Source organism: Alcaligenes sp. Marseille-Q7550, from assembly GCF_965112015.1.
In genome coordinates, this window is record NZ_CBCOPU010000002.1 from 83,348 (window position 1) to 105,886 (window position 22,539).

At 65.0% G+C, this 22,539-nt stretch carries 20 protein-coding genes and 1 pseudogene; 3 read left to right on the top strand and 18 right to left on the bottom strand.

Going from position 1 to position 22,539, the window contains the following annotated elements; translation table 11 throughout:
* Positions 1-54: 54 nt before the first annotated feature.
* The 9 genes and pseudogenes from hisC to ndk all read right to left on the bottom strand — a co-directional run bounded on the left by hisC (position 55) and on the right by ndk (position 9,034).
* Entirely contained in the window at positions 55-1,140 is a 1,086-nt protein-coding gene (gene hisC / locus ACWPWO_RS09715) for a histidinol-phosphate transaminase (protein ID WP_454006443.1), read from the bottom strand.
* The gene (der, locus tag ACWPWO_RS09720) at positions 1,140-2,495 is read right to left on the bottom strand and encodes a ribosome biogenesis GTPase Der (protein WP_394060361.1); all 1,356 of its coding nucleotides are present in this window, start codon (positions 2,493-2,495) and stop codon (positions 1,140-1,142) included. The genes hisC and der overlap by 1 nt, the downstream gene beginning before the upstream one ends.
* Positions 2,492-3,678, bottom strand: a pseudogene (gene bamB, locus ACWPWO_RS09725) (outer membrane protein assembly factor BamB). The gene der and the pseudogene bamB overlap by 4 nt, the downstream one beginning before the upstream one ends.
* Positions 3,679-3,681: 3 nt before the next feature.
* The gene (locus tag ACWPWO_RS09730; protein WP_454006444.1) at positions 3,682-4,317 is read right to left on the bottom strand and encodes a YfgM family protein; all 636 of its coding nucleotides are present in this window, start codon (positions 4,315-4,317) and stop codon (positions 3,682-3,684) included.
* A gap of 2 nt (positions 4,318-4,319) precedes the next feature.
* Positions 4,320-5,603 carry a histidine--tRNA ligase gene (gene hisS, locus ACWPWO_RS09735; protein WP_454006445.1) on the bottom strand — a complete coding sequence of 428 codons (1,284 nt, stop codon included), beginning with the start codon at positions 5,601-5,603 and terminating at the stop codon, positions 4,320-4,322.
* Positions 5,604-5,646: 43 nt separating this feature from the next.
* Positions 5,647-6,933 carry a flavodoxin-dependent (E)-4-hydroxy-3-methylbut-2-enyl-diphosphate synthase gene (ispG, locus tag ACWPWO_RS09740; protein WP_454006446.1) on the bottom strand — a complete coding sequence of 429 codons (1,287 nt, stop codon included), beginning with the start codon at positions 6,931-6,933 and terminating at the stop codon, positions 5,647-5,649.
* On the bottom strand, positions 6,930-7,427 hold the full coding sequence (locus tag ACWPWO_RS09745; RefSeq protein ID WP_454006447.1) for a helix-turn-helix domain-containing protein: 498 nt from the start codon (positions 7,425-7,427) through the stop codon (positions 6,930-6,932). The genes ispG and ACWPWO_RS09745 overlap by 4 nt, the downstream gene beginning before the upstream one ends.
* Positions 7,424-8,572 carry a 23S rRNA (adenine(2503)-C(2))-methyltransferase RlmN gene (gene rlmN / locus ACWPWO_RS09750; protein ID WP_394060373.1) on the bottom strand — a complete coding sequence of 383 codons (1,149 nt, stop codon included), beginning with the start codon at positions 8,570-8,572 and terminating at the stop codon, positions 7,424-7,426. The genes ACWPWO_RS09745 and rlmN overlap by 4 nt, the downstream gene beginning before the upstream one ends.
* A gap of 36 nt (positions 8,573-8,608) precedes the next feature.
* Positions 8,609-9,034: a nucleoside-diphosphate kinase gene (gene ndk, locus ACWPWO_RS09755; protein WP_394060375.1), complete on the bottom strand. Its 426-nt coding sequence runs from the start codon at positions 9,032-9,034 to the stop codon at positions 8,609-8,611.
* A gap of 244 nt (positions 9,035-9,278) precedes the next feature.
* Between ndk and ACWPWO_RS09760 the strand changes: the two genes are divergently transcribed.
* Positions 9,279-12,131 carry a valine--tRNA ligase gene (locus ACWPWO_RS09760; RefSeq protein WP_454006448.1) on the top strand — a complete coding sequence of 951 codons (2,853 nt, stop codon included), beginning with the start codon at positions 9,279-9,281 and terminating at the stop codon, positions 12,129-12,131.
* 175 nt (positions 12,132-12,306) lie between these two features.
* Here the strand turns inward: ACWPWO_RS09760 and trmD are convergent, their stop codons facing one another.
* From trmD to ACWPWO_RS09795, 7 genes are all read right to left on the bottom strand, one after another.
* Entirely contained in the window at positions 12,307-13,077 is a 771-nt protein-coding gene (trmD, locus tag ACWPWO_RS09765; protein ID WP_454006449.1) for a tRNA (guanosine(37)-N1)-methyltransferase TrmD, read from the bottom strand.
* A gap of 46 nt (positions 13,078-13,123) precedes the next feature.
* The gene (gene rimM / locus ACWPWO_RS09770; RefSeq protein ID WP_454006450.1) at positions 13,124-13,723 is read right to left on the bottom strand and encodes a ribosome maturation factor RimM; all 600 of its coding nucleotides are present in this window, start codon (positions 13,721-13,723) and stop codon (positions 13,124-13,126) included.
* A 36-nt stretch (positions 13,724-13,759) separates the two neighbouring features.
* Positions 13,760-14,020, bottom strand: a complete 261-nt coding sequence (gene rpsP / locus ACWPWO_RS09775) for a 30S ribosomal protein S16 (protein WP_454006451.1) — start codon at positions 14,018-14,020, stop codon at positions 13,760-13,762.
* 142 nt (positions 14,021-14,162) lie between these two features.
* On the bottom strand, positions 14,163-14,417 hold the full coding sequence (locus ACWPWO_RS09780) for a sulfurtransferase TusA family protein (RefSeq protein WP_454006452.1): 255 nt from the start codon (positions 14,415-14,417) through the stop codon (positions 14,163-14,165).
* Positions 14,417-17,041 carry an alanine--tRNA ligase gene (gene alaS, locus ACWPWO_RS09785; RefSeq protein ID WP_454006453.1) on the bottom strand — a complete coding sequence of 875 codons (2,625 nt, stop codon included), beginning with the start codon at positions 17,039-17,041 and terminating at the stop codon, positions 14,417-14,419. Before alaS ends, ACWPWO_RS09780 begins: the two co-directional genes overlap by 1 nt.
* Before the next feature lie 268 nt (positions 17,042-17,309).
* Positions 17,310-18,245 (bottom strand): allantoinase PuuE, encoded by a 936-nt coding sequence (gene puuE / locus ACWPWO_RS09790; RefSeq protein WP_454006454.1) that lies wholly within the window; start codon positions 18,243-18,245, stop codon positions 17,310-17,312.
* 11 nt (positions 18,246-18,256) lie between these two features.
* Positions 18,257-19,012, bottom strand: coding sequence for a GntR family transcriptional regulator (locus ACWPWO_RS09795; RefSeq protein ID WP_454006455.1), 756 nt, complete (start codon positions 19,010-19,012; stop codon positions 18,257-18,259).
* Between the two features lie 205 nt (positions 19,013-19,217).
* On the opposite strand from ACWPWO_RS09795, the gene uraH reads away from it, so the two are divergent.
* Both uraH and ACWPWO_RS09805 read left to right on the top strand, forming a co-directional pair.
* Entirely contained in the window at positions 19,218-19,571 is a 354-nt protein-coding gene (gene uraH / locus ACWPWO_RS09800) for a hydroxyisourate hydrolase (protein ID WP_454006456.1), read from the top strand.
* 61 nt (positions 19,572-19,632) lie between these two features.
* On the top strand, positions 19,633-20,868 hold the full coding sequence (locus ACWPWO_RS09805; protein WP_454006457.1) for a urate hydroxylase PuuD: 1,236 nt from the start codon (positions 19,633-19,635) through the stop codon (positions 20,866-20,868).
* 93 nt (positions 20,869-20,961) lie between these two features.
* Here ACWPWO_RS09805 and ACWPWO_RS09810 read toward each other — a convergent pair whose 3' ends face one another.
* Both ACWPWO_RS09810 and ACWPWO_RS09815 read right to left on the bottom strand, forming a co-directional pair.
* Entirely contained in the window at positions 20,962-21,969 is a 1,008-nt protein-coding gene (locus ACWPWO_RS09810) for a hypothetical protein (RefSeq protein WP_454006458.1), read from the bottom strand.
* 2 nt (positions 21,970-21,971) lie between these two features.
* Positions 21,972-22,538: a type 4 pilus major pilin gene (locus tag ACWPWO_RS09815; protein WP_454006459.1), complete on the bottom strand. Its 567-nt coding sequence runs from the start codon at positions 22,536-22,538 to the stop codon at positions 21,972-21,974.
* Position 22,539 lies beyond the last annotated feature (1 nt).

Genomic DNA, 22,539 nt, shown 5'->3' on the forward strand with positions numbered 1-22,539 from the left:
GGGTTTTCCCTGAATCCGCACCTGCCCTGCTGGACATTTTGATGTGGTGGATGATTATTTTACGCCCTGCTCCAGGATTTGACGCAAACTTGCGCAAAGCCGGGCGCACTGCTCGGGCGATCCCACCGTGATGCGCAGATACTGATCGATGCGCGGCTGGCGGAAATGCCGCACCAGTATGCCCTGTTCGCGCAAGGCTTGCTGTATGCCGGATGCCGGATGGGCCGGGTGAGTGGCCATCAGGAAATTGGTCTTGGACGGCAGCACCTGAAAGCCCATCTGCTCCAGTTCGCCGCGCAACTGCTCGCGCGCGTCGATCACGGCCTGGCACTGACGCTGGAAATAATCGGGGTCGCGCAGCGAGGCCAGCGCGCCGGCCTGGGCCAGCGTGTCCAGCGGATAGGAGTTGAAACTGTCCTTGACCCGCTCCAGGGCCTGGATCACGTCGGCGCTGGCCAGCGCATAGCCCACGCGCAGCCCCGCCAGGGCGCGCGACTTGGACATGGTCTGGATCACGACCAGGTTGTCGTAGCGCGCCAGCAGTCCGACGGCCGATTCGCCGCCGAAGTCCACATAGGCCTCGTCCACCACGACCGCCGTGTCGGGGTTCGCCGCCAGGATGGCTTCGACCTTGTCCAGGCCCAGCGCAATGCCGGTGGGCGCGTTGGGATTGGCGAAGATGATGCCGGCCGGCTTCAGCGTGCGTTCGCGCACGTAGTCCTGCACGTCCAGCGTGAAGTCCTCGCGCAGCGGAACCACGTCGGCGGGCACGCCGAAGTAGGAACAGTAGGTGGTGTAGAAGCTGTAGGTGACGTCGGGCAGCAGCACCGGCCGCACGCCGCGCATGAACAAGGCGCTGAACACATGGGCCAGCACCTCGTCCGAACCGTTGCCAAGGAACACGTTGGCCGGCTGCACGCCGTGCACCTGGGCGACGGCCTCGCGCAGCTCCTGGGCGCTGTAGGAAGGATAGAGGCGCAGATCGTCCGTGGCCGCCTGGCGGATGGCCTCCAGCACACGCGGCGAAGGACCGAAAGGATGTTCGTTTGTGTTCAGTTTCAAGAGCTTGTCCAGCTTGGCTTGTTCTCCCGGAACATATGGCGACAGCTCTGCTACATGGTCGCTCCACAAACGGCTCATCACGCTTCCTTCAGGTAAGGGTTTTTAGACGACTTGAATTCGATGCGCAGGGGCGTGCCCTCCAGGTTGAAGGCCTCGCGAAAGCGCGTTTCCAGGTAGCGGCGATAGGAGTCCGAAATGGCATCCAGGGCGTTGCCGTGGATGACCACGATGGGAGGATTCATGCCGCCTTGGTGAGCATACCGCATCTTGGGCCGGAAGATGCCTTTGCGCGGCGGCTGTTGTTGTTCCACTGCTTCCTGCAGCACGCGGGTGAGCTTGGGCGTGGACAGCTTGGCGAAGGCGGCGGCGTGCGCGGCGTTGACCGACTTGAGCAAGGGATTGATGCCCTGCCCTTTCAAGGCCGACAGCGTGTGCATCTTGGCGAAGTTCAGGAAACGCAGCTTGCGGTCGAATTCACGCTTGATCCATTCGCGCTGATATTCGTCCAGGCCGTCCCACTTGTTGATGCCCACCACCAGGGCCCTGCCCGTCTCGACCACGAAGCCGGCGATGCTGGCGTCCTGGTCGGAGATCTCGGTGTGCGCATCGATCATGAGCAGCACCACGTTGCAGGCTTCGATGGCCTGCAGCGTCTTGATGACGGAAAACTTTTCCACCGCCTCGAACACCTTGCCGCGCTTGCGCAGGCCTGCGGTGTCGATCAGGGTGTACTGCACGCCGTTGCGCTCGAATTCGATCTCGATGGCGTCGCGCGTGGTGCCCGGCTGGTCGAAGGCGATGACCCGCTCTTCGCCCATCAGGGTGTTGATGAGCGTGGACTTGCCCACGTTCGGGCGGCCCACGATGGCCAGCTTGATCCGGTGCTGGAACTCGCCCTCGTCCTGCTCGTCCTCGGACGGCGGCGCGGGCACCTTCTCCAGCGCCAGGTTGATCAGCTCCTCGACGCCGTCGCCATGGGAAGCGGAGATCAGATAGGGTTCGCCCAGTCCCAGTTCATGGAACTCGACTCCGCCGGCGCCGTGGCGCATGCCTTCGGCCTTGTTGACCGCCAGCAGCACCTTCTGGCCCAGCTTGCGCAGCAGCTGCGCGATCTCCAGGTCCAGGGCGTTGAGGCCTTCGCGGGCATCGACCAGGAACACGACCACGTCCGCCTCGGCGATGGCCTGCTGGGTCTGGCGCGCCATCTCCAGCAGCATGCCCGTCTTGGCCACAGGCTCGAAGCCGCCGGTATCCACGACGATGTAGGGACGGCTGCCGACCCGGCCTTCGCCGTAGTGGCGGTCGCGGGTCAGGCCGGGAAAGTTGGCCACCAGCGCCGCCCGCGAACGGGTCAGGCGGTTGAACAGGGTGGACTTGCCCACATTGGCCCGGCCGACCAGGGCGACGACGGGTTTAAAGGAAACGCTTTTCAATTGATACCAACCAAAACCAGATTACCGTTGCCAGTCTGGACGAGCACGCCGCGCGTCGTGCCCACCAGGGGCGAGACGATGGCGCCGCCGCCGACACTGACGCGTCCAAGCAGGGTGCCGTCCACACGGGACAGGAAATGCACATAGCCTTCGCGGTCACCGGCGGCCAGCGCCTGGGGCACCACGGCCAGCGGCGCCAGACCCCGGTTGCGCAGGGCGTCCTGCGTCCAGATCGTCTGGCCGTCCGCCAGCGCGAAGGCTTCCAGCTTGTCGCGGCCATTGGCCGCATAAATCATGTGATTGTCCGAGGCCACGCCCGTGCCGGCGGAGAAATCACGATCCCAGACCAGGCGGCCGCCCTGGGAAACGTCAAAGCAGGCCACGCGGCCCTGATAGGTGGCGCCGCACAGCAGCGGATCCACGACCTGCGGCGCGCCAACCACGTCGTTGATGCGCTCCAGGTCGGTGGCGCCGCGCGACACCGAGATGCTGCCTTCCCAGACCAGCGCGCCGTTGGCCGCGTTGACGGCCATCAGGCGGCCATTGGGCATGCCGGCCAGCAGCAGGCCGTCGAGGATGCGCATCTGCATGCTGGTCTTGAGCGACAGCGCGGGGCCCGGGCGCTGGATGCTCCAGCGGACATCGCCGGTGCTGGCGTCGAAGGCCTGCAGGCGATAGTCGCTGGTGCGCACCACCACCGCGCCGGCGCCCACCGCGGGCGGCACATTGACGGCGCTGCTCGAGCGGCTGCGCCCCAGTTCCTTGCCGGTGTCGTCAACCGCGATCACATTGCCGCCGACCGCCGCCACGGCCGTGACATTGCCGTCCGAGCCCGCGCCTGCCGTGAGCTTCTTGCCGGCATTGGCCGTCCACATGACGCGGCCGCTGTCCAGGTCCACCTTGCTGACCTGGCCGGAGACGGTCGCCGCGTAGACGTCCGAACCCACGACCTGGGGCGCGAAGCCGGAATCGGCGCCGCTGCCGATGGAGGTGCTCCAGGCGATGGAGGCCGAAATGCCGGGCGCGTATTCGGTCAGGGGGCCGGCTCGAAGCGCGGGTCCGTGCTGGAGAACATGGAGCAGCCGGCCACGGCCGCCAGGCCCAGCGCCAGCGCGCTCAGGCGCAGGACGCGAAACGCGCGCGAGGCGGATTGCTTGGGGTTGCGAAGAGATTGGACGGACATCGTTTAGGCTCCTGCCAGTGCGTCGAGCTTGATCTGCACGACCTGCGAGATGGGATCGTTCTTGAGCAGTTCCACGGCCTGGGTCCAGGCCTGGCGGGCCTGCTCGTTCTGCCCCTGTGCGGCCAGGATTTCGCCCTTGCGGTCGGCGAACAGGCCGGCGAAGCTGGCCGGCGGATTGTCCAGCTGGGCCAGGGCTTCGTCATATTTTTTCTGTTCCAGCAGCACGCCCGCCAGGCGCAGGCGCGCCAGCGGGGTCATGGGCTTGTCGTGATCGGCCTTCACCAGCCATTCGAGCTGTTCACGCGCGCCGTCCAGGTCGCCGCGCTGCTGCAGGGCCTGAGCCGCGACCAGCACGCCGCGCGAGGTATAGGCCGATTTGGCGAAGTCGGTGCGCAAGGTACTGCTGGCCGCCTTGATGCGGGCGTCAGACTCTTCGCCCTGCTGGGCCGCGGCGCTCTCGAGCGCTTCGAAGTAGCCCATGGCCTGGCCGGCCTGATGGCCCTGGTACCACTGCCAGCCGCGCCAGCCGGCGACGGCCGCGACCAGCACGAAAGCCGCCACGATGCACAGCGTGCCCCAGCGGTCCCACCATGCCCGCATGGCATCCAGTTTTTCCTGTTCTTCGAGATCGTAGGCCATGCTCAAATCCTTGCTGACAAAACGTTGGCGAGTTCAGTGAAATCCACGGACTGCTGCTGCTCGGCGTTGTCCTGGGCGCGCAGCCACTTCACGCTGGCCTGCCCTTTCTGGAGCTCTTCCTCGCCCAGAATGACCGCGACCTGGGCGCCGCTGGCGTCCGCGCGCTTGAACTGCGACTTGAAGCCGGACGAACCGGCGTGCACGATGACGTCCAGGCCGGCGTCGCGCAGCGACTCGGCCAGCAAGGCCGCCTTGCGCTGGGCCGCCTCGCCCTGGTGCACCATGTAGACCTGGCACTCGGGCGCGGCCTGCTGCTCGCCGTCCTGCGAACACAGGTCCAGCAGGCGCTCCATGCCGATGGCAAAGCCCACTGCCGGGGCCGGCTTGCCGCCCATCAGCTCGATCAGGCCGTCGTAGCGGCCGCCGCCGCAGACCGTACCCTGGGCGCCCAGGCGGTCCGTGACCCATTCGAAAACGGTCAGGTTGTAGTAGTCCAGGCCCCGCACCAGGCGCGGATTCAGGGTGTAGGCGATGCCGGCGTCGTCCAGGCGATCGCACACGCCCTGGAAGTGGGCGCGCGACTCCTCGCCCAGGAAGTCGAACAGGCGCGGGGCCGAATTGGCCATGTCCTGCATGGCCGGATTCTTGGTGTCCAGCACGCGCAGCGGATTGGTGTGCATGCGGCGGTGGGCTTCCTCGTCCAGCACGTCCACGTGGGCTCCCAGGTGCTGGATCAGGGCGGCGCGCCGCGCGGCGCGCCCCTGGGCCTGGCCCAGGGAGTTGAGTTCCAGGCGGATGTCGGTCAGGCCGAGCTTCTTCCACAGGCGGGCCACCACTACGATCAGCTCCGCATCGATGTCCGGTCCGGGCAGGCCCAGGGCCTCGACGTCGATCTGGTGGAACTGGCGGTAGCGGCCGCGTTGCGGGCGCTCATGGCGGAACACGGGACCGAGCGCGTAGACCCGGTGCGGACGATCGTAGAGCAGGTTGTGCTCGATGGTGGCGCGCATCATGCCGGCGGTGAACTCGGGCCGCATGGGGAGGTTGTCGCCATTGAGCGAATCGGTGAAGGAGTACATTTCCTTCTCGACGATGTCGGTGACTTCGCCGATGCCGCGGGCAAAGAGCTGGGTGTGTTCAAGCACGGGGGTGCGCATGTTGCGGTAGCCGTAACTGGCCAGCCAGTCGCGCACCAGGCCCTCCAGGGCCTCCCATTGGGCGCTTTCGCCCGGCAAGGTGTCTTTCATGCCCGTCAGGGCGCGGAGCTTCTGAAACTGCTGCGTCATAGTTCTAGTGGTTTGCCCGCCGTCTGGATGACAGGTCTGTTGATCAAGCCGCCGACGCCTTGCCGTAGCGGCGTTCGACGTAATTCTGCACGATGGCCTGGAATTCCTGAGCGATAGTATCACCCTTCAGGGTCACGACACGCTCGCCGTCCACGTAGACGGGCGCCGAGGGAACCTCCCCGGTACCGGGCAGGCTGATGCCGATGTCGGCATGGCGGCTTTCGCCCGGGCCGTTGACCACGCAGCCCATCACGGCCACGTTCATGGTTTCCACGCCGGGATACAAGTCCTTCCAGACCGGCATCTGGTCGCGCAGGTAGCTCTGGATGTCGTTGGCCAGCTCCTGGAACACCGTGCTGCTGGTGCGCCCGCAGCCCGGACAGGCAACCACCATGGGAGTGAAGGCGCGCAGGCCCATGGTCTGCAGGATCTCCTGTGCGACCACGACTTCGCGGGCGCGGTCGCCGCCCGGCTCGGGGGTGAGCGAGATGCGGATGGTGTCGCCTATGCCCTGCTGCAGCAGCACGGCCAGCGCGGCCGTGGAGGCCACGATGCCCTTGCTGCCCATGCCGGCTTCGGTCAGCCCCAGGTGCAGCGCGTAATCGCAGCGGGCCGACAGGTCCTGGTAGACGGTGATGAGGTCCTGTACGTGGCTGACCTTGCAGGACAGCACGATGCGGTTGCCGGACAGGCCGAGCTCCTCCGCGCGGCGCGCATTGCTGATGGCCGACACCACCAGGGCGTCGCGCATGACGGCCTGCGCAGTCCAGGGGTGGGCGCGCGCATTGTTCTCGTCCATCATGCGCGCCATCAATTCGTGGTCCAGGCTGCCCCAGTTCACGCCGATGCGCACGGGCTTGTCGTAGCGGCAGGCCACCTCGATCATCTTGGCGAAATTGTCATCGCGCCGCTTGCCGCCGCCCATATTGCCGGGATTGATGCGGTACTTGGACAGCGCCTGGGCGCACTCGGGGTAGTCCGTCAGCAGCTTGTGGCCGTTGTAGTGGAAATCGCCCACCAGCGGCACGTTCACGCCCATGCGGTCCAGCTGTTCGCGGATGGCCGGCACCTCGCGGGCCGCCTCCGGCGTGTTGACGGTGATGCGCACCAGCTCCGAGCCGGCGCGCGCCAGCTCCTTGACCTGGATCGCCGTGGCGATGGCGTCGACCGTATCGGTGTTGGTCATGGACTGCACGACGACCGGGGCCGAGCCGCCCAGATGGACCACGTGGTCTCCCCAGCGCACGTCCACGCCGCGGGTGACCCGCTTGGGCTTGGCGCCCACGGGCAGGGGCTGGCAGGACGATGGAACAAGGGTTTCGTTTGTCATGACTTCAGACCTTTGAGCCAGTCGAAGACAAGCCAGGAATCGGGGACCCAGCCCCGATCGATGGCGTAGAAGCCGGCGACCAGCAAGAACAGCACGATGATCAGCAGCCAGCCCCAGGAAAAACCGGAGCGGGATTCGGTGTACAGGGACAGGTCGGCGCCCGCCAGCCCGCCGCCCGGCGTGCTGCGCGGCACGGGCTTGGGCGCGCCCACGCCGCTGACCTGGCTCTCCAGCATGGTCAGCAAGGCGGCGACGTCGGCGTCCAGGAACCGGGCGTAGTTGCGGACCATGCCGCGCACGGACTGTCCGCCGGGCAGCTGGTCCCATTCCTCGGCTTCCAGCGCTTCGAGCTGGCGGACCGAGAACTTCAGGCGCCCGGATACATCGGCCAGGGAATAGGACAGGGCCTGGCGCAATTCGCGCAAGGCGGGGCCCACGCCCGCCGCGGCCGGCGACGATGGAGACTGGCTGGAGGAGGACAGGTTATCGCTCATGCACGTTCCTGTTTGATTTGAATGACCGCGCGATCCGGCAGGCGCTGCTCGATGCGGGTGCGGTCGCGGATATCGCCCGCCAACTGGCCGCAGGCCGCGGCGATGTCGTCGCCGCGCGTCTTGCGCACCGTGGTCACGACTCCGCCGTCCATCAGCATCTGGGCGAATTGCTTGACCCGCGCATGGGTGGAGCGCTTCAGTCCGGATTGCGGAAAGGGATTGAAGGGGATCAGGTTGAACTTGCAGCGCACCTCGCGCGCAATGTCCAGCAGCTCCCGGGCATGCTGGTCGGTGTCGTTGATGCCGTCCAGCATGATGTATTCGAAAGTGATGAAGTCACGCGGAGCGTGCTCCAGGTAGCGGTTGCAGGCCGCCAGGAGTTCTGCCAGCGGATACTTCTTGTTGAGCGGCACCAGCCGGTCGCGCAGCGCGTCGTTGGGCGCATGCAGCGATACCGCCAGAGCCACGGGGCAATCGCGCGCCAGCCGGTCCATCATGGGCACCACCCCGGAGGTGGAGACCGTGACGCGGCGGCGCGACAAGCCGTAGGCATTGTCGTCCAGCATCAGGCGCAGAGCGCCCAGCACCTGGTCGTAGTTGAGCAGCGGCTCGCCCATGCCCATCATCACCACATTGCTGATGACGCGGGAGTTCTCGCCGGCGCCTTCGCCGATGCGGGCCGTCTCGGGCGCGTCCAGCAGCGCGCGGCGCGCATACCATAACTGGCCGATGATCTCGGCGGTGGTCAGGTTGCGGTTGAAGCCCTGGTAGCCGGTGGAGCAGAACGGGCAGGCCACGGTGCAGCCGGCCTGGCTGGAGATGCACAGGGTGCCGCGGTCGTCCTCGGGAATGAAGACCGCTTCCACGGCGTTGTCGCCGCCGACGTCGAACAGCCACTTGCGCGTGCCGTCGGCGGACAGGTGTTCGTGGGACATGCTGGGCGCGCTGACGACGCAATGCGCCGTCAGCTGTTCGCGGAACTCGCGCGCCAGGTCCGTCATCTGCCCGAAATCGTCCTGCTGGCGCTGGTGTATCCAGCGCTGCAGCTGCCGCGCGCGAAAGGGCTTGCCTCCCCACTGGGCGACGAGATCAATGAGTTGCTCCGGGCCCATGCCCAGGAGATTGATTGGTTCGAGCGATGACATGGCTGAAACTGTTTGAGTAAAACGCGGGCGACCGGATTAACGGCTGTAGACGTTGCACTCGGGGAAGAAGAAGGCGATTTCGACGGCGGCCGTTTCCGGGGCGTCGGAACCGTGCACGGCGTTGGCGTCGATGCTGTCGGCGAAGTCGGCGCGGATGGTGCCGGGTTCGGCCTTCTTGGGGTCGGTTGCGCCCATCAGTTCGCGGTTCTTGGCAATGGCGCCTTCGCCTTCCAGGACCTGCACGAACACGGGGCCGGACACCATGAAGTCCACCAGGTCCTTGAAGAAAGGACGGGCGGCGTGCACGGCATAGAAGCGCTCGGCTTCGCCGCGGGACAGGTGGACCATGCGGCCGGCGATGACCTTCAGGCCGGCGCCTTCGAAGCGGGAGATGATCTGGCCGACCACGTTTTTGGCGACGGCGTCGGGCTTGATGATGGACAGAGTGCGTTCAATAGCCATGTGAAAATCCAAATAAGAACAATATAGTGTAGTCTTTGCTGCGTAAAGCAAAATGCACATCCGACGGGTCGCGCCAATTTCCCGAATGAAAACAAGCACTTTCGTCGTATTTACGGCAACCCGGCATTTTACCACGCCAAAGACGCACGGCTACATCTTAAAATAGTGCGTTTTGAATTCGAATTTTGCCCAAGAAGCAAGCGGCCTACGCACCGCACGCGCGCACAAGACAGACAGCATCACCATGACCAACTCATCCGCAACGACCTCCGACGACCAGTTATCCAAGAGCTTTGAACCCCAGGAAATCGAATCGCGCTGGTATGCGCGCTGGGAGCAAGGCGGCCATTTCAAGGGCGGCCAGCACGTCCAGCCGCAGGCCGGCCGCCAGGCCGAGCCCTTCGTCATCCAGTCGCCGCCGCCCAACGTCACCGGTACGCTGCACATGGGACACGCCTTCAACCAGACCATCATGGATGGTCTGACCCGCTACCACCGCATGAAAGGCGACGATACCGTCTACATCCCCGGCACCGACCACGCCGGCATCGCCACGCAGATCGTGGTCGAGCGCCAGCTGGATGCGCAGAACATCAGCCGCCACGAGCTGGGCCGCGAGAAATTCCTGGAGAAAGTCTGGGAATGGAAGGAGAAGTCGGGCAGCACCATCACCGGCCAGTTCCGCCGCCTGGGCGCCTCCTGCGACTGGGACCGCGAATACTTCACCATGGACGACAATCTGTCGCGCGGCGTGGTGGAAACCTTCGTGCGCCTGTTTGAACAGGGCCTGATCTATCGCGGCAAACGCCTGGTGAACTGGGACCCGGTGCTGGGCACCGCCGTCTCCGACCTGGAAGTGGTCAGCGAGGAAGAAGACGGCCACATGTGGGAGATCCGCTATCCGCTGACCCAGCCCCAGGGCGGGCTGACCCACCTGGTGGTGGCCACCACGCGACCCGAGACCATGCTGGGCGACGTGGCCGTCATGGTGCACCCGGAGGACGAGCGCTACGCCACCCTGATCGGCCAGACCGTCACCCTGCCCCTGGTCAACCGCGAGATCCCCATCATTGCCGACGACTATGTGGACCGCGAATTCGGCACCGGCGTGGTCAAGGTCACACCCGCCCACGACTTCAACGACTATGCCGTGGGCCAGCGCCACCAGCTGGAGATGATCAGCATCCTGACGCTGGACGCCCGCATTGCCGACACCGCCCCCGCCGCCTACCAGGGCATGGAACGCTTCGCCGCCCGCAAGCAGATCGTGGCCGACCTGGACGCCCTGGGCCTGTTGCAGGCCGTCAAGCCGCACAAGCTGATGGTGCCGCGCGGCGACCGCACCAATACCGTCATCGAGCCCATGCTGACCGACCAGTGGTTCGTGGCCATGAGCAAGCCCGCCCCGGCCGACTCGCTGCATCCGGGCAAGAGCATCACCGAAGTGGCGCTGGAGGTGGTCGCCGACGGCCGCGTACGCTTCTATCCCGACAACTGGGCCAACACCTACAACCAGTGGCTCAACAACATCCAGGACTGGTGCATTTCCCGCCAGCTGTGGTGGGGCCACCAGATCCCGGCCTGGTACTCGGAGGACGGCCGCCTCTTCGTGGCCCGCAGCGAGGAAGACGCGCTGGCCCAGGCCCGCGCCGCCGGCGTGCACGGCCCGCTGCGCCGCGACGAGGACGTGCTGGACACCTGGTTCTCCTCGGCCCTGGTGCCCTTCACCGGCCTGGGCTGGCCCGAGCAGACCCCGGACCTGGCCCGCTACCTGCCTTCCAGCGTGCTGGTCACCGGCTTTGACATCATCTTCTTCTGGGTCGCGCGCATGGTCATGATGAGCATGCACCTGACCGGCCAGTTGCCCTTCCGCACCGTGTACGTGCACGGCCTGGTGTGCGACATGGAAGGCAAGAAGATGAGCAAGTCCAAGGGCAACACCATCGACCCCGTGGACCTGATCGACGGCATCAGCCTGGAAGACCTGCTGCACAAGCGCACCTTCGGGCTGATGAACCCCAAGCAGGCCGAAAGCATCGCCAAGCGCACCAGGAAGGACTACCCGGACGGCATCCCCGCCTTCGGCACGGACGCGCTGCGTTTCACCATGGCCGCCTACGCCACCCTGGGCCGCAACATCAACTTCGACATGAAGCGTTGCGAAGGCTACCGCAACTTCTGCAACAAGCTGTGGAACGCCACGCGCTTCGTGCTGATGAATACCGAAGGCCACGACCTGCAGCAGGATGCGCCGGCCGAACTGTCCTTTGCCGACCGCTGGATCGTCAGCCTGCTGCAGCGCCTGGAGCAGGACGCCGAACGCGGCTTTGCCGACTACCGCTTCGACAATATCGCCAACGCCATCTACCACTTCGCGTGGGACGAATACTGCGACTGGTACCTGGAGCTGGCCAAGACCCAGATCCAGCAGGGCACGCCCGCCCAGCAGCTGGGCACGCGCCGTACCCTGATCCGCGTGCTGGAAGTGGTGCTGCGCCTGGCGCACCCCATCATCCCCTTCATCACCGAAGAGCTCTGGCAAAAAGTGTCCGTGGTGGCCGGCAAGCGCGCCGAAGGCGAAACCGCCAGCCTGTCCGTGCAGCCCTACCCCGTGGCCAACGCCGCCGCCATCGATGAACAGGCCGAAGCCCAGGTGGCCGAGCTCAAGGCCCAGGTGGACGCCATTCGCGCCCTGCGGGGCGAGATGAACATCTCGCCCGCCCAGCGCGTGCCGCTGATCGCCCAGGGCGATGCCGCCACCCTGCGCGCCAACAGCCCCTACCTGGCCGCGCTGGGCAAGCTGGAACGCGTGCAGAGCGTGGCCCACCTGCCCGCGGAGGCCGGCGCACCGGGGCAGGTGGAGGGCACGGCCCAGCTGAAGCTGCACGCGGAGATCGACGTGGATGCGGAGCGCGCTCGCCTCACCAAGGAGATCGAACGCCTGCAGGGCGAGATCCGCAAGGCCGAAGGCAAGCTGGGCAACGCCAGCTTCGTGGAACGAGCCCCGGCCGCCGTGGTCGAGCAGGAACGCCAGCGGGTCGCCCAATTCAGCGAAACCCTGTCCAAGGTCCAGCAGCAGTACGCCCGCCTGGGCTGATGCGGCCCTGACAAGGAAAAGGCCCTGCATGATGCAGGGCCTTTTTTATGGCGAGGCCGCGACAAGACAAGAAAACCTTTTCGGAGAGCGGCGAACAGGCATCAGCCGGCGCGAGGTGAAGAAGCTTTTCATAGATGACTTGGGGACAAGACCGGCCCGGCCCGCCTGCGGACGATCAGCGCCCGTTCTGGGAATCCGATTCCGCCAAGGCGGCCAGAAAGCGTTCGTCCGCCTTGCTGAGCTCGCCGCGCAAACGGGCCTGCTCAATAAGATCGGGGCGACGCAGCGCCGTCAGGCGCAGGGACTGTTCGCGCCGCCATGCCTGGATGCGGCCATGATGCCCGGACATCAAGACATCGGGCACGGCCTGTCCCCGATAGACCTCAGGGCGGGTGTAATGCGGACTGTCCAGCAAGCCGCTGTTGGCGGCATGGAAAGAATCCTGGCGCGCGGAGTCGGCATCGTTCAGCACGCCGGGAAGCAGGCGCACCACGCTGTCGATGATGGCCAGGGATGCAATTTCCCCGCCCGAGAGTACAAAATCCCCCAGGGACAGCTCCAGGGTGACGCGCTCGTCGATGAAGCGCTGGTCTATCCCTTCGTAACGGCCGCAGACCAGCACCGCACCCGGCCCCTGGGCCAGTTCCTGCGCGAGGGACTGGTCAAAGCGCCGGCCCGCAGGGCTGAGCAGGATGACCGTGGGAGCATCGCCCCGGTCTGCCAAGGCCTGATCCAGCGCATCATTCAGCGGATCAGCCAGCATGACCATGCCCGGGCCGCCGCCATACGGACGATCATCGACGGTGCGATGCACGTCCGTGGTGTAGTCGCGGGGATTCCCGGTGCGCATCTGCCAGCTGCCCTGCTTGTGGGCGCGCCCGGTCCCTCCGGATTCGCTGACCAGATTAAACATATCCGGAAACAGGGTCAGAGCATCAAAACGCATGGGTCTGGGCCAGAAAAAAACGGGAAGAGCGCAGCCTGCGCCGATCTTACGCAGACCAATGGCTGTGCAGCAGGCGGCCCTGCAGATCCACCGTATGCACGATGGCCTGCACGAAAGGCACCAGCTCTTCGAGAGGCCGGCCCTGGTCGTCCAGATCGGGCGCGAAAACGCCGTCCTGGCTCCAGGAGCCACGATGCACCACCAGAATGGCGTGCGCGCCATTGTCCAGGACCTCGACGACTTCGCCGATGGGCTGGGCCTGCCCGTCCTGCTCGCCCAGGAGTCGGCAGCCGATCAGGTCGACCCAATAGTATTCGTCATCGTCCGCCTTGGGAAAGGCGGCGCGGGAGACCCAGACGGTCTGCCCTTTCATGGCCTGGGCCAGGTCCCGGTCGTCCATGCCCTCGAATTGGGCCACGATGGTGGCGCCGTGCTGGCGCGCAGCCACGACGTTTCGGAACGGCACAGACGCAAAAACGCCCGCCTGGTTTCCAGGCCGGGGCGTTTTCAACCACCAGGTTTTGGCATTGAGCAGCGCCTTGGTCTGCATGGAATGCGGCTGGACCTTGACCCAGCCGCGCACCCCATAAGCGGAAACAATGCGTCCAAGCTCGACGAGATCGTCGGGAGCGGCTGCCTGTTTCACGGACCGGTACGCTGCAAAAAAAACCGGCGATTCAGCTTAGGCTGCCGAAGCGACCTTGGCCGAGTATTCTTTGACCAGGCGAGCCACGGCGGGCGAAACCTGAGCACTGTTGTCGGTGAAGTGCTTAACGCGGTCCAGTTGCAGACGCAGGTTTTCCTGGCCTTCGCCAGCGACGGGGCTGTAGAAACCCAGGCGCTCGATGAAGCGACCATCACGGCGATCACGCGCCTCGGCGGCTACAACGTTGTAAAAAGGACGCTTTTTGGAGCCACCACGGGCCAAGCGAATTACCACCATTGATAATCCCTTTATTGTGTAAGGTAAACGGTAAACAAAAAATTCTAGCACTTTTCCGGCCGCGTGCCAAAAATGGCGCGCCCAAATGCCGGCTTAAGTCCTAAAAACGCAACATACAAAGCACTATTTTAACGCCGCCGGCTCAACGGCGGCGTAAAAAATGCAGAGTTTTTTCGGCGTCCGCCTGTTGGGCCAACAGCTCGTTGCCCGTTTGCCGGCTGAACGCCTGAAAGTGCTGGACGGCGTGCTGGTCGGTCGGGATGACCAGCAGCACGTGTCCGGATTCGATCTGCGCCAAGGCCTTCTTGGCGCGCAATATGGGCAGCGGGCACTTCAACCCCGAGGCGTCCACCTCGAGGTCGAAGGCCGGCAGGCTGGCATTGACTGTCTCGGTCATCACGCGCCCAGCTTTTCCTGCACCCAGCCCTGAACCGAGGCGTTGGCGGCCGGCAGAGCCGCCGCATCCGTGCCTCCGCCCATGGCCATGTCCGGACGGCCGCCGCCCTTGCCGCCGATCTGACCGGCCACGAAGCCCACCAGATCGCCTGCCTTGACCTTGCCGGCCAGGTCGGGCGTGACGCCGCCGACCAGGCTGACCTTGCCGTCGGCCACGACCGACAGCAGCAGCACGGCGGACTTGAGCTTGTCCTTGAGCTGGTCGGCCATGCCGCGCAGCGCCTTGGGATCCACGCCGGTCAGCGTGGCCACGAGCAGGCGGCTGGTGTCGTTCAAGGCCACAGCCTGCGACACGAGATCCTGTCCGGCTGCCGAAGCCAGCTTGGATTGCAATTGTTCGCGTTCGCGCTCCAGCTCCTTGATCTGTCCCTGCAGGGCGGAAATCCGGCCCACCAGCCCGTCAGGCTGGGTGCGCAGGCTGGCGGCCGCCTCGTTCAGCAGGCGCTGCTGGTCCTGGACCCAATGCAGGGCATTGTCGCCGGTGATGGCTTCGACGCGGCGCACGCCGGCGGCCACACCGCCTTCGGACACGATCTTGAACAAGCCGATGTCGCCGGTGCGGGCCACGTGTGTGCCGCCGCACAGCTCGCGCGAAAAGCCGATGTCCAGCACGCGCACCTCGTCGCCGTATTTCTCGCCGAACAAGGCCATGGCGCCGCCGCTGACGGCGTCGTCGAAGGACATGAGGCGCGCCTGCACGTCCTTGTTGGCCAGCACTTCGGCATTGACGATGGCTTCGACCTGGGCGATCTGCTCGGCCGTCATGGCCGAATCATGGGCGAAGTCGAAACGGGTCTTGTCGGCGTCCACCAGCGAACCGCGCTGCTGGACGTGTCCGCCCAGCACTTCGCGCAAGGCCTTGTGCATCAGGTGGGTGGCCGAGTGATTGCGCACGATGCGCGCGCGCCGCGCCGTGTACACCTGCGCCTGGACGGTGTCGCCCACGGACAGCGAGCCGCTGGCAAGCACGCCCTGATGGCCGAACACCTGCCCGGCGATCTTCTGGGTGTCCTGTACTTCGAAGATAGTTCCATCGGCCGACAGCACGCCGGCGTCGCCGACCTGGCCGCCGGATTCAGCGTAGAAGGGCGTGGCGTCCAGAACGACCACGGCCTGCTGGCCCTGGGCGACGGACTGAACGGCCGTGCCGTCCACGTACAGCGCCGTGACGGTACCGCTGCCGGCCAGGGTCTCGTAGCCTTCGAAGCGGGTTTCCACGCCCGAATAGCTCAGGCCTTCTGCCGCCTTGAACTTGCCTGAGGCGCGCGCCATCTTGCGCTGATTCTCCATGGCGGCCTCGAAGCCTTCCAGGTCCACGTCCACGTCGCGCTCACGGCAGATGTCGGCCGTCAGGTCCACCGGGAAACCATAGGTATCGTAAAGGGTGAACAGGGTCTGGCCGTCCAGCCTGCCCTTGGCGGGCAGCGCCGCCAGCGCGCCTTCGAGGATGCGCATGCCGTTTTCCAGCGTTTCGCTGAAGCGCTCTTCTTCCTGGCGCAGCACCTGTTCGATGCGCTCGCGCTGGTTCAGCAGCTCAGGATAGGCCTGCCCCATCTGCTCGCCCAGGTCCTTGACCAGGCGATGGAAGAACAGCCCTTTCTGGCCCAGCTTGTGTCCGTGGCGCAGGGCGCGGCGGATGATGCGGCGCAGCACGTAGCCGCGGCCCTCATTGCTGGGAATGACGCCGTCCAGGATCAGGAAGCTGCAGGCGCGGATGTGGTCGGCGATGACCTTGAGGGAGTTGTTCTCCAGATCCTGGGCGCCGGTCTCGCGGGCGGCGGCCTTGATCAAGGCCTGGAACAGGTCGATCTCGTAGTTGGAGTGCACGTGCTGCAGCACGGCCGAGATGCGCTCCAGCCCCATGCCCGTGTCCACGCAGGGCTTGGGCAGCGGCGTCATGGTGCCGTCCGCGGAGCGGTCGAACTGCATGAACACCAGGTTCCAGATCTCGATGTAGCGGTCGCCGTCTTCCTCGGGCGAACCGGGAGGGCCGCCCCAGACCTCGGGGCCGTGATCGTAGAAGATTTCCGAACAGGGACCGCAAGGGCCTGTGTCGGCCATCTGCCAGAAGTTGTCCGAGTTGTAGCGCACGCCATTCTTGTCGCCGATGCGGATGATGCGCTCGCGCGGCACGCCGACTTCCTTGGCCCAGATGTCGTAGGCTTCGTCGTCTTCCTGATAGACCGTGACCCAGAGCTTTTCGGCGGGCAGGCGGTAGACCGTGGTCAGCAGCTCCCAGGCATAGCGGATGGCGTCCTGCTTGAAGTAGTCGCCGAAGCTGAAGTTGCCCAGCATTTCGAAAAACGTGTGGTGCCGGGCGGTGTAGCCCACGTTTTCCAGGTCATTGTGCTTGCCGCCGGCGCGCACGCAGCGCTGAGAGCTGGTCGCGCGATGGTAGGGACGGGTTTCCTTGCCAGTGAAAACATCCTTGAACTGCACCATGCCGGCGTTCGTGAACAGCAAGGTGGGATCATTGCCTGGGACCAGAGGCGCCGAAGGAACGATGTGATGCCCCTTGGATTCAAAGAACGATAGGAATTTCTGACGGATTTCGGATGTTTTCATTACATGAAACACGATGAAAAAGTAAAGCCTATTATAAAGACGACCGGCCTTGCGGCCCATGCGCGCGGTGCGACCGCACAACACCGACAGGCCCGGCAAGCAGCACAAGCCCTGCGCGGAGCAAGGCCGCGCAAGCGTCAAATAGTACTGTTTTCAGCAGCCATAAACAACAATTCCGGCCCTATGACCGGAATGAAAGGCCCCGGTCGCCAGGCCGGGGCCGTCTTGCCGTCTGCGCCGGGCCTGGAGGCCGGCGCGGCCCGGCGTCTTACTTGGACGGCTGGTAGGGGTGGTGCTCGACCCAGTGGCGGGCGATGTCCACGCGACGGCAGATCCACACGCGCTCGTGCTGCTGGATGTGGTCCAGGAAGCGCTGCAGGGCCTTGAAGCGACCGGGACGGCCGATCAGGCGGCAATGCAGGCCGACGGACAGCATCTTGGGAGCCGTTTCGCCCTCCTCGTACAGCACGTCGAACGCGTCCTTCAGGTAGTTGAAGAAATGGTCGCCGGTGTTGAAGCCCTGGGGAGCGGCAAAGCGCATGTCGTTGGAGTCCAGGGTGTAGGGCACCATCAGCTGCGGCTTGATCGTTCCGTCCTTGAGTTCCACTTCGGTCCAGAAAGGCAGGTCGTCGCCGTAGTAGTCGGAGTCATACAGAAAGCCGCCCTCTTCGGCCACCAGGCGCAGCGTGTTGGGGCTGTCGCGGCCGGTGTACCAGCCTTCGGGATGATGGCCCAGGATCTTGGTCAGCACTTCCACGCACTGGCGCATGTGCTCGCGCTCGACCTCTTCGGAGACGCTCTGGTAGTGGATCCAGCGGTAGCCGTGGCAGGCGATCTCGTGGCCCAGGCGCACGAATTCCTTGGCCAGCTCTGGATGGCGCTCCAGCGCCATGCCGACGCCGAAGATGGTCAGCGGCAGGCCGCGCTTCTCGAATTCGTTCAGGATGCGCCAGACGCCGGCGCGCGAACCGTACTCGTAGATGGATTCCATCGACAGGTGGCGGTCCGGGTAGGCGGCCGCGCCGATGATCTCGGACAGGAACTGCTCCGAACCGGGGTCGCCGTGCAGCACGCAGTTCTCGCCGCCTTCCTCGTAGTTCAGCACGAACTGGACAGCGACGCGCGCCTGGCCGGGCCAGTTGGCGTGAGGCACATTCTTGCCGTAACCGATGAGGTCACGGGGGTAGGACTTGCATAGTGACATTACGTCTCCTGTTAGCGTTTCACGCTGAATGCGAGCCAGGGATCGGCAGGCTTGCCGTCGTTGGCCTCGCTCATGCGGTGTTCACAATCACTCAAGTGGTGTTGCATGGCCCGGAGCGCGCCTTCGGCGTCGCCCTGACTCAATCGGTCGAGAATTTCCTTGTGCTCGTAGAAGGAGCACGCCTTCTCGCCCGGCGTATCGTGGTAGGCGATGATCAGCGTGGTCCGGGCGCACAAGGTGTGCATCAGTTCGGTCAGCTCGTGGTTGCCGGCGCAGCGCGCCAGCACCACGTGAAAGGCATTGGACAGGCGCAGCCAGCTGATGCGGTCGCCCTGCTCGAAGGCCTGCTGTTCGCGCGCGACCATGTCATACAGCCCTTCCAGGTGCGCAGGCAGATCCGGCAGGGCCAGCAGCTTGCGCAGGATCAGCTCCTCCAGGTCGCGCCGCAGCTCGAACACATCCTGCGTTTCCTTGGCGGTGGGCTTCCACACGAACGCGCCGCGGTTGGGCTCGATGACCACGATCTTGTCGTGGGCCAGGGCCGAGAGCGCGGCGCGCACGGTGGCGCGCGAGCAGTCGAAGATGGTGCACAGGGTCGCTTCGGTCAGCTTGGCGCCGGGCAGCAGCCGCCGGTCCACCACGGCATCGAAAATCTGGCTGTATACACGTCCGGTCTCGTTGTCCGCCATGCCGCCTTCCAGCAGAGACGAGGCGCTGGGCGCCTGGACGTCGGACGAATCGCCCTCGTGCCGCCTAATCTGAAGCATAAAAATTCTCGTTATTAACTCTTGACAATTATTCGGCATCCCTACAAAATCGTCAACACAAATTGTCGACAATCCGGAACCTCAACCGGCGCGGCGATTTTGGGGCCTCAACCCAGCGCACTGATCCTTGCACCGCTGGCCCCCGGCCGGTTCTCAAAACTGGGCTCGCTGGACCTTTTTTGATCACCATAAACCGGAGACACTTATGGGAAAGCTCTCTACCCATGTGCTTGACACGACTCAAGGTCGTCCTGCACAAGGCGTGCGCGTCGACCTCTATTCCATCCAGGGCGACCAGCGCACTCTGATCAAGACCACAGCCACCAACAGCGACGGCCGCTGCGACGAACCCCTGCTGCAGGGCGATTCCATGGCGACCGGCGTATTCGAACTGGTGTTCCACGCCGGCGACTACTTCGCAGCCAACGGCAGCACCCTGCCCGAGCCTCGCTTCGTCGACCAGGTCGGCATCCGCTTCGGCATCGCCGACGCCAACGCCAACTACCACGTCCCCCTGGTCGTGACTCCCTGGTCCTGGTCCACGTATCGCGGCAGTTGATCGGTTATCTGAACCGCTTCTTTCGATCTCATAACCAGTCAACAAACGATACGAGACTTCTATGCACGCGTATTTACTTGAATATGGCAACCTGCTGCTGCGCTGGCTACACGTGATTGCCGCTGTCGCCTGGATCGGCGAATCCATCTACTTCGTGATGCTGGACAACAGCCTCAAGCCTCCGAAAGGCGAGGAAAGCAAGAAACGGGGTGTGTTCGGTGAAATGTGGGCCGTCCACGGCGGCGGCTTCTACCACAACCAGAAATACCTGACCAATCCGGCCGAACTGCCCGACGATCTGCACTGGTCGTTCTGGAAGTCCTACACCACCTGGCTGTCGGGCTTCGGCCTGTTCGCCCTGCTGTACCTGACCAAGCCCGAGTTCTACCTGGTCAATCCCAACAGCCCCTGGGAATGGGCAGCCCAGATGACGGGCACCCAGGCCAACGTCGTGGCCATCGCCTTCCTGGTGCTGGGCTGGGTCGTGTACAACGGCCTGTGCCGCATCATCAGCCCCAACATGGAACGCGACGGCATCCTGAGCGTTGCCGTGGCCATCATGATGGTGGCCGTCGCCTACCTTAGCGCGCACATCTTCTCGGGCCGCGCCGCCTTCCTGCTGACCGGCGCCGTCATGGCCACCAGCATGTCGGCCAACGTGTTCTTCTGGATCATTCCCGGCCAGCGCCGCATGGTCAAGGCCCTGAAGGCCGGCCAGGCTCCCAACCCCCTGGACGGCAAGCGCGGCAAGCAGCGTTCAGTGCACAACACCTACTTCACGCTGCCCGTCGTGCTGCTGATGCTGAGCAACCATTATTCGTTCACGTACAACCATCCCAATGCGTGGATCATCATGGTGCTGTTCATCTTCGCCGGCGCCCTGATCCGCCAGTACTTCGTGCTGCTGCACGCAGGCACCAACAACCTGTCCTACCCCGTCGCCGGCGTCATCCTGCTGCTGATCGTGGGCTGGGTGGCTGCTCCTGCCAGCGTGAAGGCCCCGGCCCAGAACGCCGCCGTGTCCGCGGATGACTCGGCTTCCAAGATCAGCCTGGCGCGAGTCCAGGAAATCATGGACGCCCGCTGTATCCAGTGTCACGCCGCCAAGCCAAGCGCACAGTTCGGTTTCCCTTCGGCTCCTGCCGGCATGCTGCTGGACACCAAGGAAAACACATTGCTGCACGCGGCACAGGTCAAGAACGTGGTGGGCTCCCACTACATGCCGCTGGGCAACCTGACCCAGATGACCGACGAAGAACGGGCCGACATCGCCGCCTGGAGCGGCAAGGCCGACTAAACCGTCCTGCACGGCCGCGGCAGCGCAAACGCGCGGCGCCGCACTCGCCAGAACCCGGCATGGGAACCATGCCGGGTTTTTTCTTGCCCGCGCTCAGTCCACGCACAGGTAGGAGCGCGTCACGCCCGAGGCCACCGTGTATTCGGCGATGCGCAAAGGCAGGTAGCCGCTCGGGCAGCTGCACTGCCCCGTCATGGGATTGACCTGCACCTGGGCGTGCTGGGCTGGACAAGGCGTATGGGAATGAGTCATGAACGCCCCGCCTCCAGCGGAAGCCAAGGGCCGCCAATAGCCCTGCCGGCAGGTCAGAAGGCCTGGCGATTCGATGCGCCGCACGATGGCGGCCTCCTGGGAACAGGCGGAATAGGTATACGCGCTTCCCCCCAGGACCAGGGCGCCCTGCGTCTGCAGATTGCCATGCGCCTGCACCTGGCCGCGGGCGCTCAGGTTTGCCTGGAAGTCAGGATCCCGTTCATCACGCAAACGCAGGTAGGAACTCATGTCCTCCCCTGCCAGGCCCGCATCACGGCCTCCAGAAGCCAGCACCGCCATCGTGCCCGCCGGCCGGGGCTGCGTGCCGGACAAGGGGTTGGGCCAATCGCCGGCCGGTCCTTGCAGGCGGGTCGACCGGTCGGGATGGACGACCAGGCCGTAGCCGCGCGTCTCCAGCAGCCATTGTCCGAGCGCGGCAGGCCGATGCGCCCAGTCCTGGCTGGCGAACAGAAGCAGCAAGGCGTCCAGCCGGCACGCGCCGGGGCAGTCTCCTTGGGGCGTCAACTGGATCTGCAATCCGGGCCAATTGAGCGGCATCGACGACAGCCCCCTGGGCAGCCACCCTTGCGCCGCGAGCTCCGCCATGCCGGGTCTCCAGGGATCCGCGTATCCCGGCAAGGCCGCCGCGCCGGCCAGCAGATCGCTTGCATGCGCATCCATATAGCGCTGCACGCCCTGCCTGACCTCCAGCAGCCAGCCGGCCCAGTTCTGCAATTGCTGCTCCCGCAGATGCGCCTGCCATCGCTGCACCGCCCAGACGGAGAGCAGTGCGCTGATGGCCAGCGTCAGCAGCAGTTCCAGCAGGGCCTGTCCGCTCTGGAGCCGCATGTTCAGCGCACCACCAGTACGAAGGTATTGCTGTCCCCGTGCGTGCAATTGGCCTGGGCGGCCAGGGCGTTGTAGGCCAGGGTGGCGGACTTGACCTCCTTGAGAGCGCCGCCGGCCTGTATGCTCATGCCCGCCGCCAGCCGCTGCATCATGGACAGCAATGCCGGGCAGGCGGCGTGATTGACCTTGTCCAGCGTCATGGCGAAGGCCGAGCCCGACTCCCGCGTCTCGAGGCTGACCTGTCCGCCGCTGCCCAGGCCGTGCAGCACCTGCTGGCGATTGGCCGACACCGTCAAGGCGGAACCGGGCTGAATCTGCCGCGCCAGGGCCGCCGTGCTCATGCCCGCATAAGGCGCGCCGCCTTCATAGGGGGCATGGACCTGCGTCTGCACGATGAAGCGGCTGAGCTCCTCCCCCACCTTGGGCACGCGGCTTTCGATCAGGTAGGAACCGATGGCCGGCACAGCCAGAATGGCCACCAGCAAAATGATGGCGGTCACCACCGACACCTCCAGCAAGGAAAAACCGCGTTGGCGCTGAACAGGCATCGAACGAGGATACGAAGACATG

Excerpts from the sequence above, each read along its gene's own strand:
- hisC (WP_454006443.1), bottom strand. The coding sequence starts at position 1,140 with ATGAGCCGTTTGTGGAGCGACCATGTAGCAGAGCTGTCGCCATATGTT.
- ACWPWO_RS09730 (WP_454006444.1), bottom strand. The coding sequence starts at position 4,317 with ATGGCCTACGATCTCGAAGAACAGGAAAAACTGGATGCCATGCGGGCA.
- hisS (WP_454006445.1), bottom strand. The coding sequence starts at position 5,603 with ATGACGCAGCAGTTTCAGAAGCTCCGCGCCCTGACGGGCATGAAAGAC.
- ispG (WP_454006446.1), bottom strand. The coding sequence starts at position 6,933 with ATGACAAACGAAACCCTTGTTCCATCGTCCTGCCAGCCCCTGCCCGTG.
- ACWPWO_RS09745 (WP_454006447.1), bottom strand. The coding sequence starts at position 7,427 with ATGAGCGATAACCTGTCCTCCTCCAGCCAGTCTCCATCGTCGCCGGCC.
- rlmN (WP_394060373.1), bottom strand. The coding sequence starts at position 8,572 with ATGTCATCGCTCGAACCAATCAATCTCCTGGGCATGGGCCCGGAGCAA.
- ndk (WP_394060375.1), bottom strand. The coding sequence starts at position 9,034 with ATGGCTATTGAACGCACTCTGTCCATCATCAAGCCCGACGCCGTCGCC.
- ACWPWO_RS09760 (WP_454006448.1), top strand. The coding sequence starts at position 9,279 with ATGACCAACTCATCCGCAACGACCTCCGACGACCAGTTATCCAAGAGC.
- trmD (WP_454006449.1), bottom strand. The coding sequence starts at position 13,077 with ATGCGTTTTGATGCTCTGACCCTGTTTCCGGATATGTTTAATCTGGTC.
- rpsP (WP_454006451.1), bottom strand. The coding sequence starts at position 14,020 with ATGGTGGTAATTCGCTTGGCCCGTGGTGGCTCCAAAAAGCGTCCTTTT.
- ACWPWO_RS09780 (WP_454006452.1), bottom strand. The coding sequence starts at position 14,417 with ATGACCGAGACAGTCAATGCCAGCCTGCCGGCCTTCGACCTCGAGGTG.
- alaS (WP_454006453.1), bottom strand. The coding sequence starts at position 17,041 with ATGAAAACATCCGAAATCCGTCAGAAATTCCTATCGTTCTTTGAATCC.
- puuE (WP_454006454.1), bottom strand. The coding sequence starts at position 18,245 with ATGTCACTATGCAAGTCCTACCCCCGTGACCTCATCGGTTACGGCAAG.
- ACWPWO_RS09795 (WP_454006455.1), bottom strand. The coding sequence starts at position 19,012 with ATGCTTCAGATTAGGCGGCACGAGGGCGATTCGTCCGACGTCCAGGCG.
- uraH (WP_454006456.1), top strand. The coding sequence starts at position 19,218 with ATGGGAAAGCTCTCTACCCATGTGCTTGACACGACTCAAGGTCGTCCT.
- ACWPWO_RS09805 (WP_454006457.1), top strand. The coding sequence starts at position 19,633 with ATGCACGCGTATTTACTTGAATATGGCAACCTGCTGCTGCGCTGGCTA.
- ACWPWO_RS09810 (WP_454006458.1), bottom strand. The coding sequence starts at position 21,969 with ATGCGGCTCCAGAGCGGACAGGCCCTGCTGGAACTGCTGCTGACGCTG.
- ACWPWO_RS09815 (WP_454006459.1), bottom strand. The coding sequence starts at position 22,538 with ATGTCTTCGTATCCTCGTTCGATGCCTGTTCAGCGCCAACGCGGTTTT.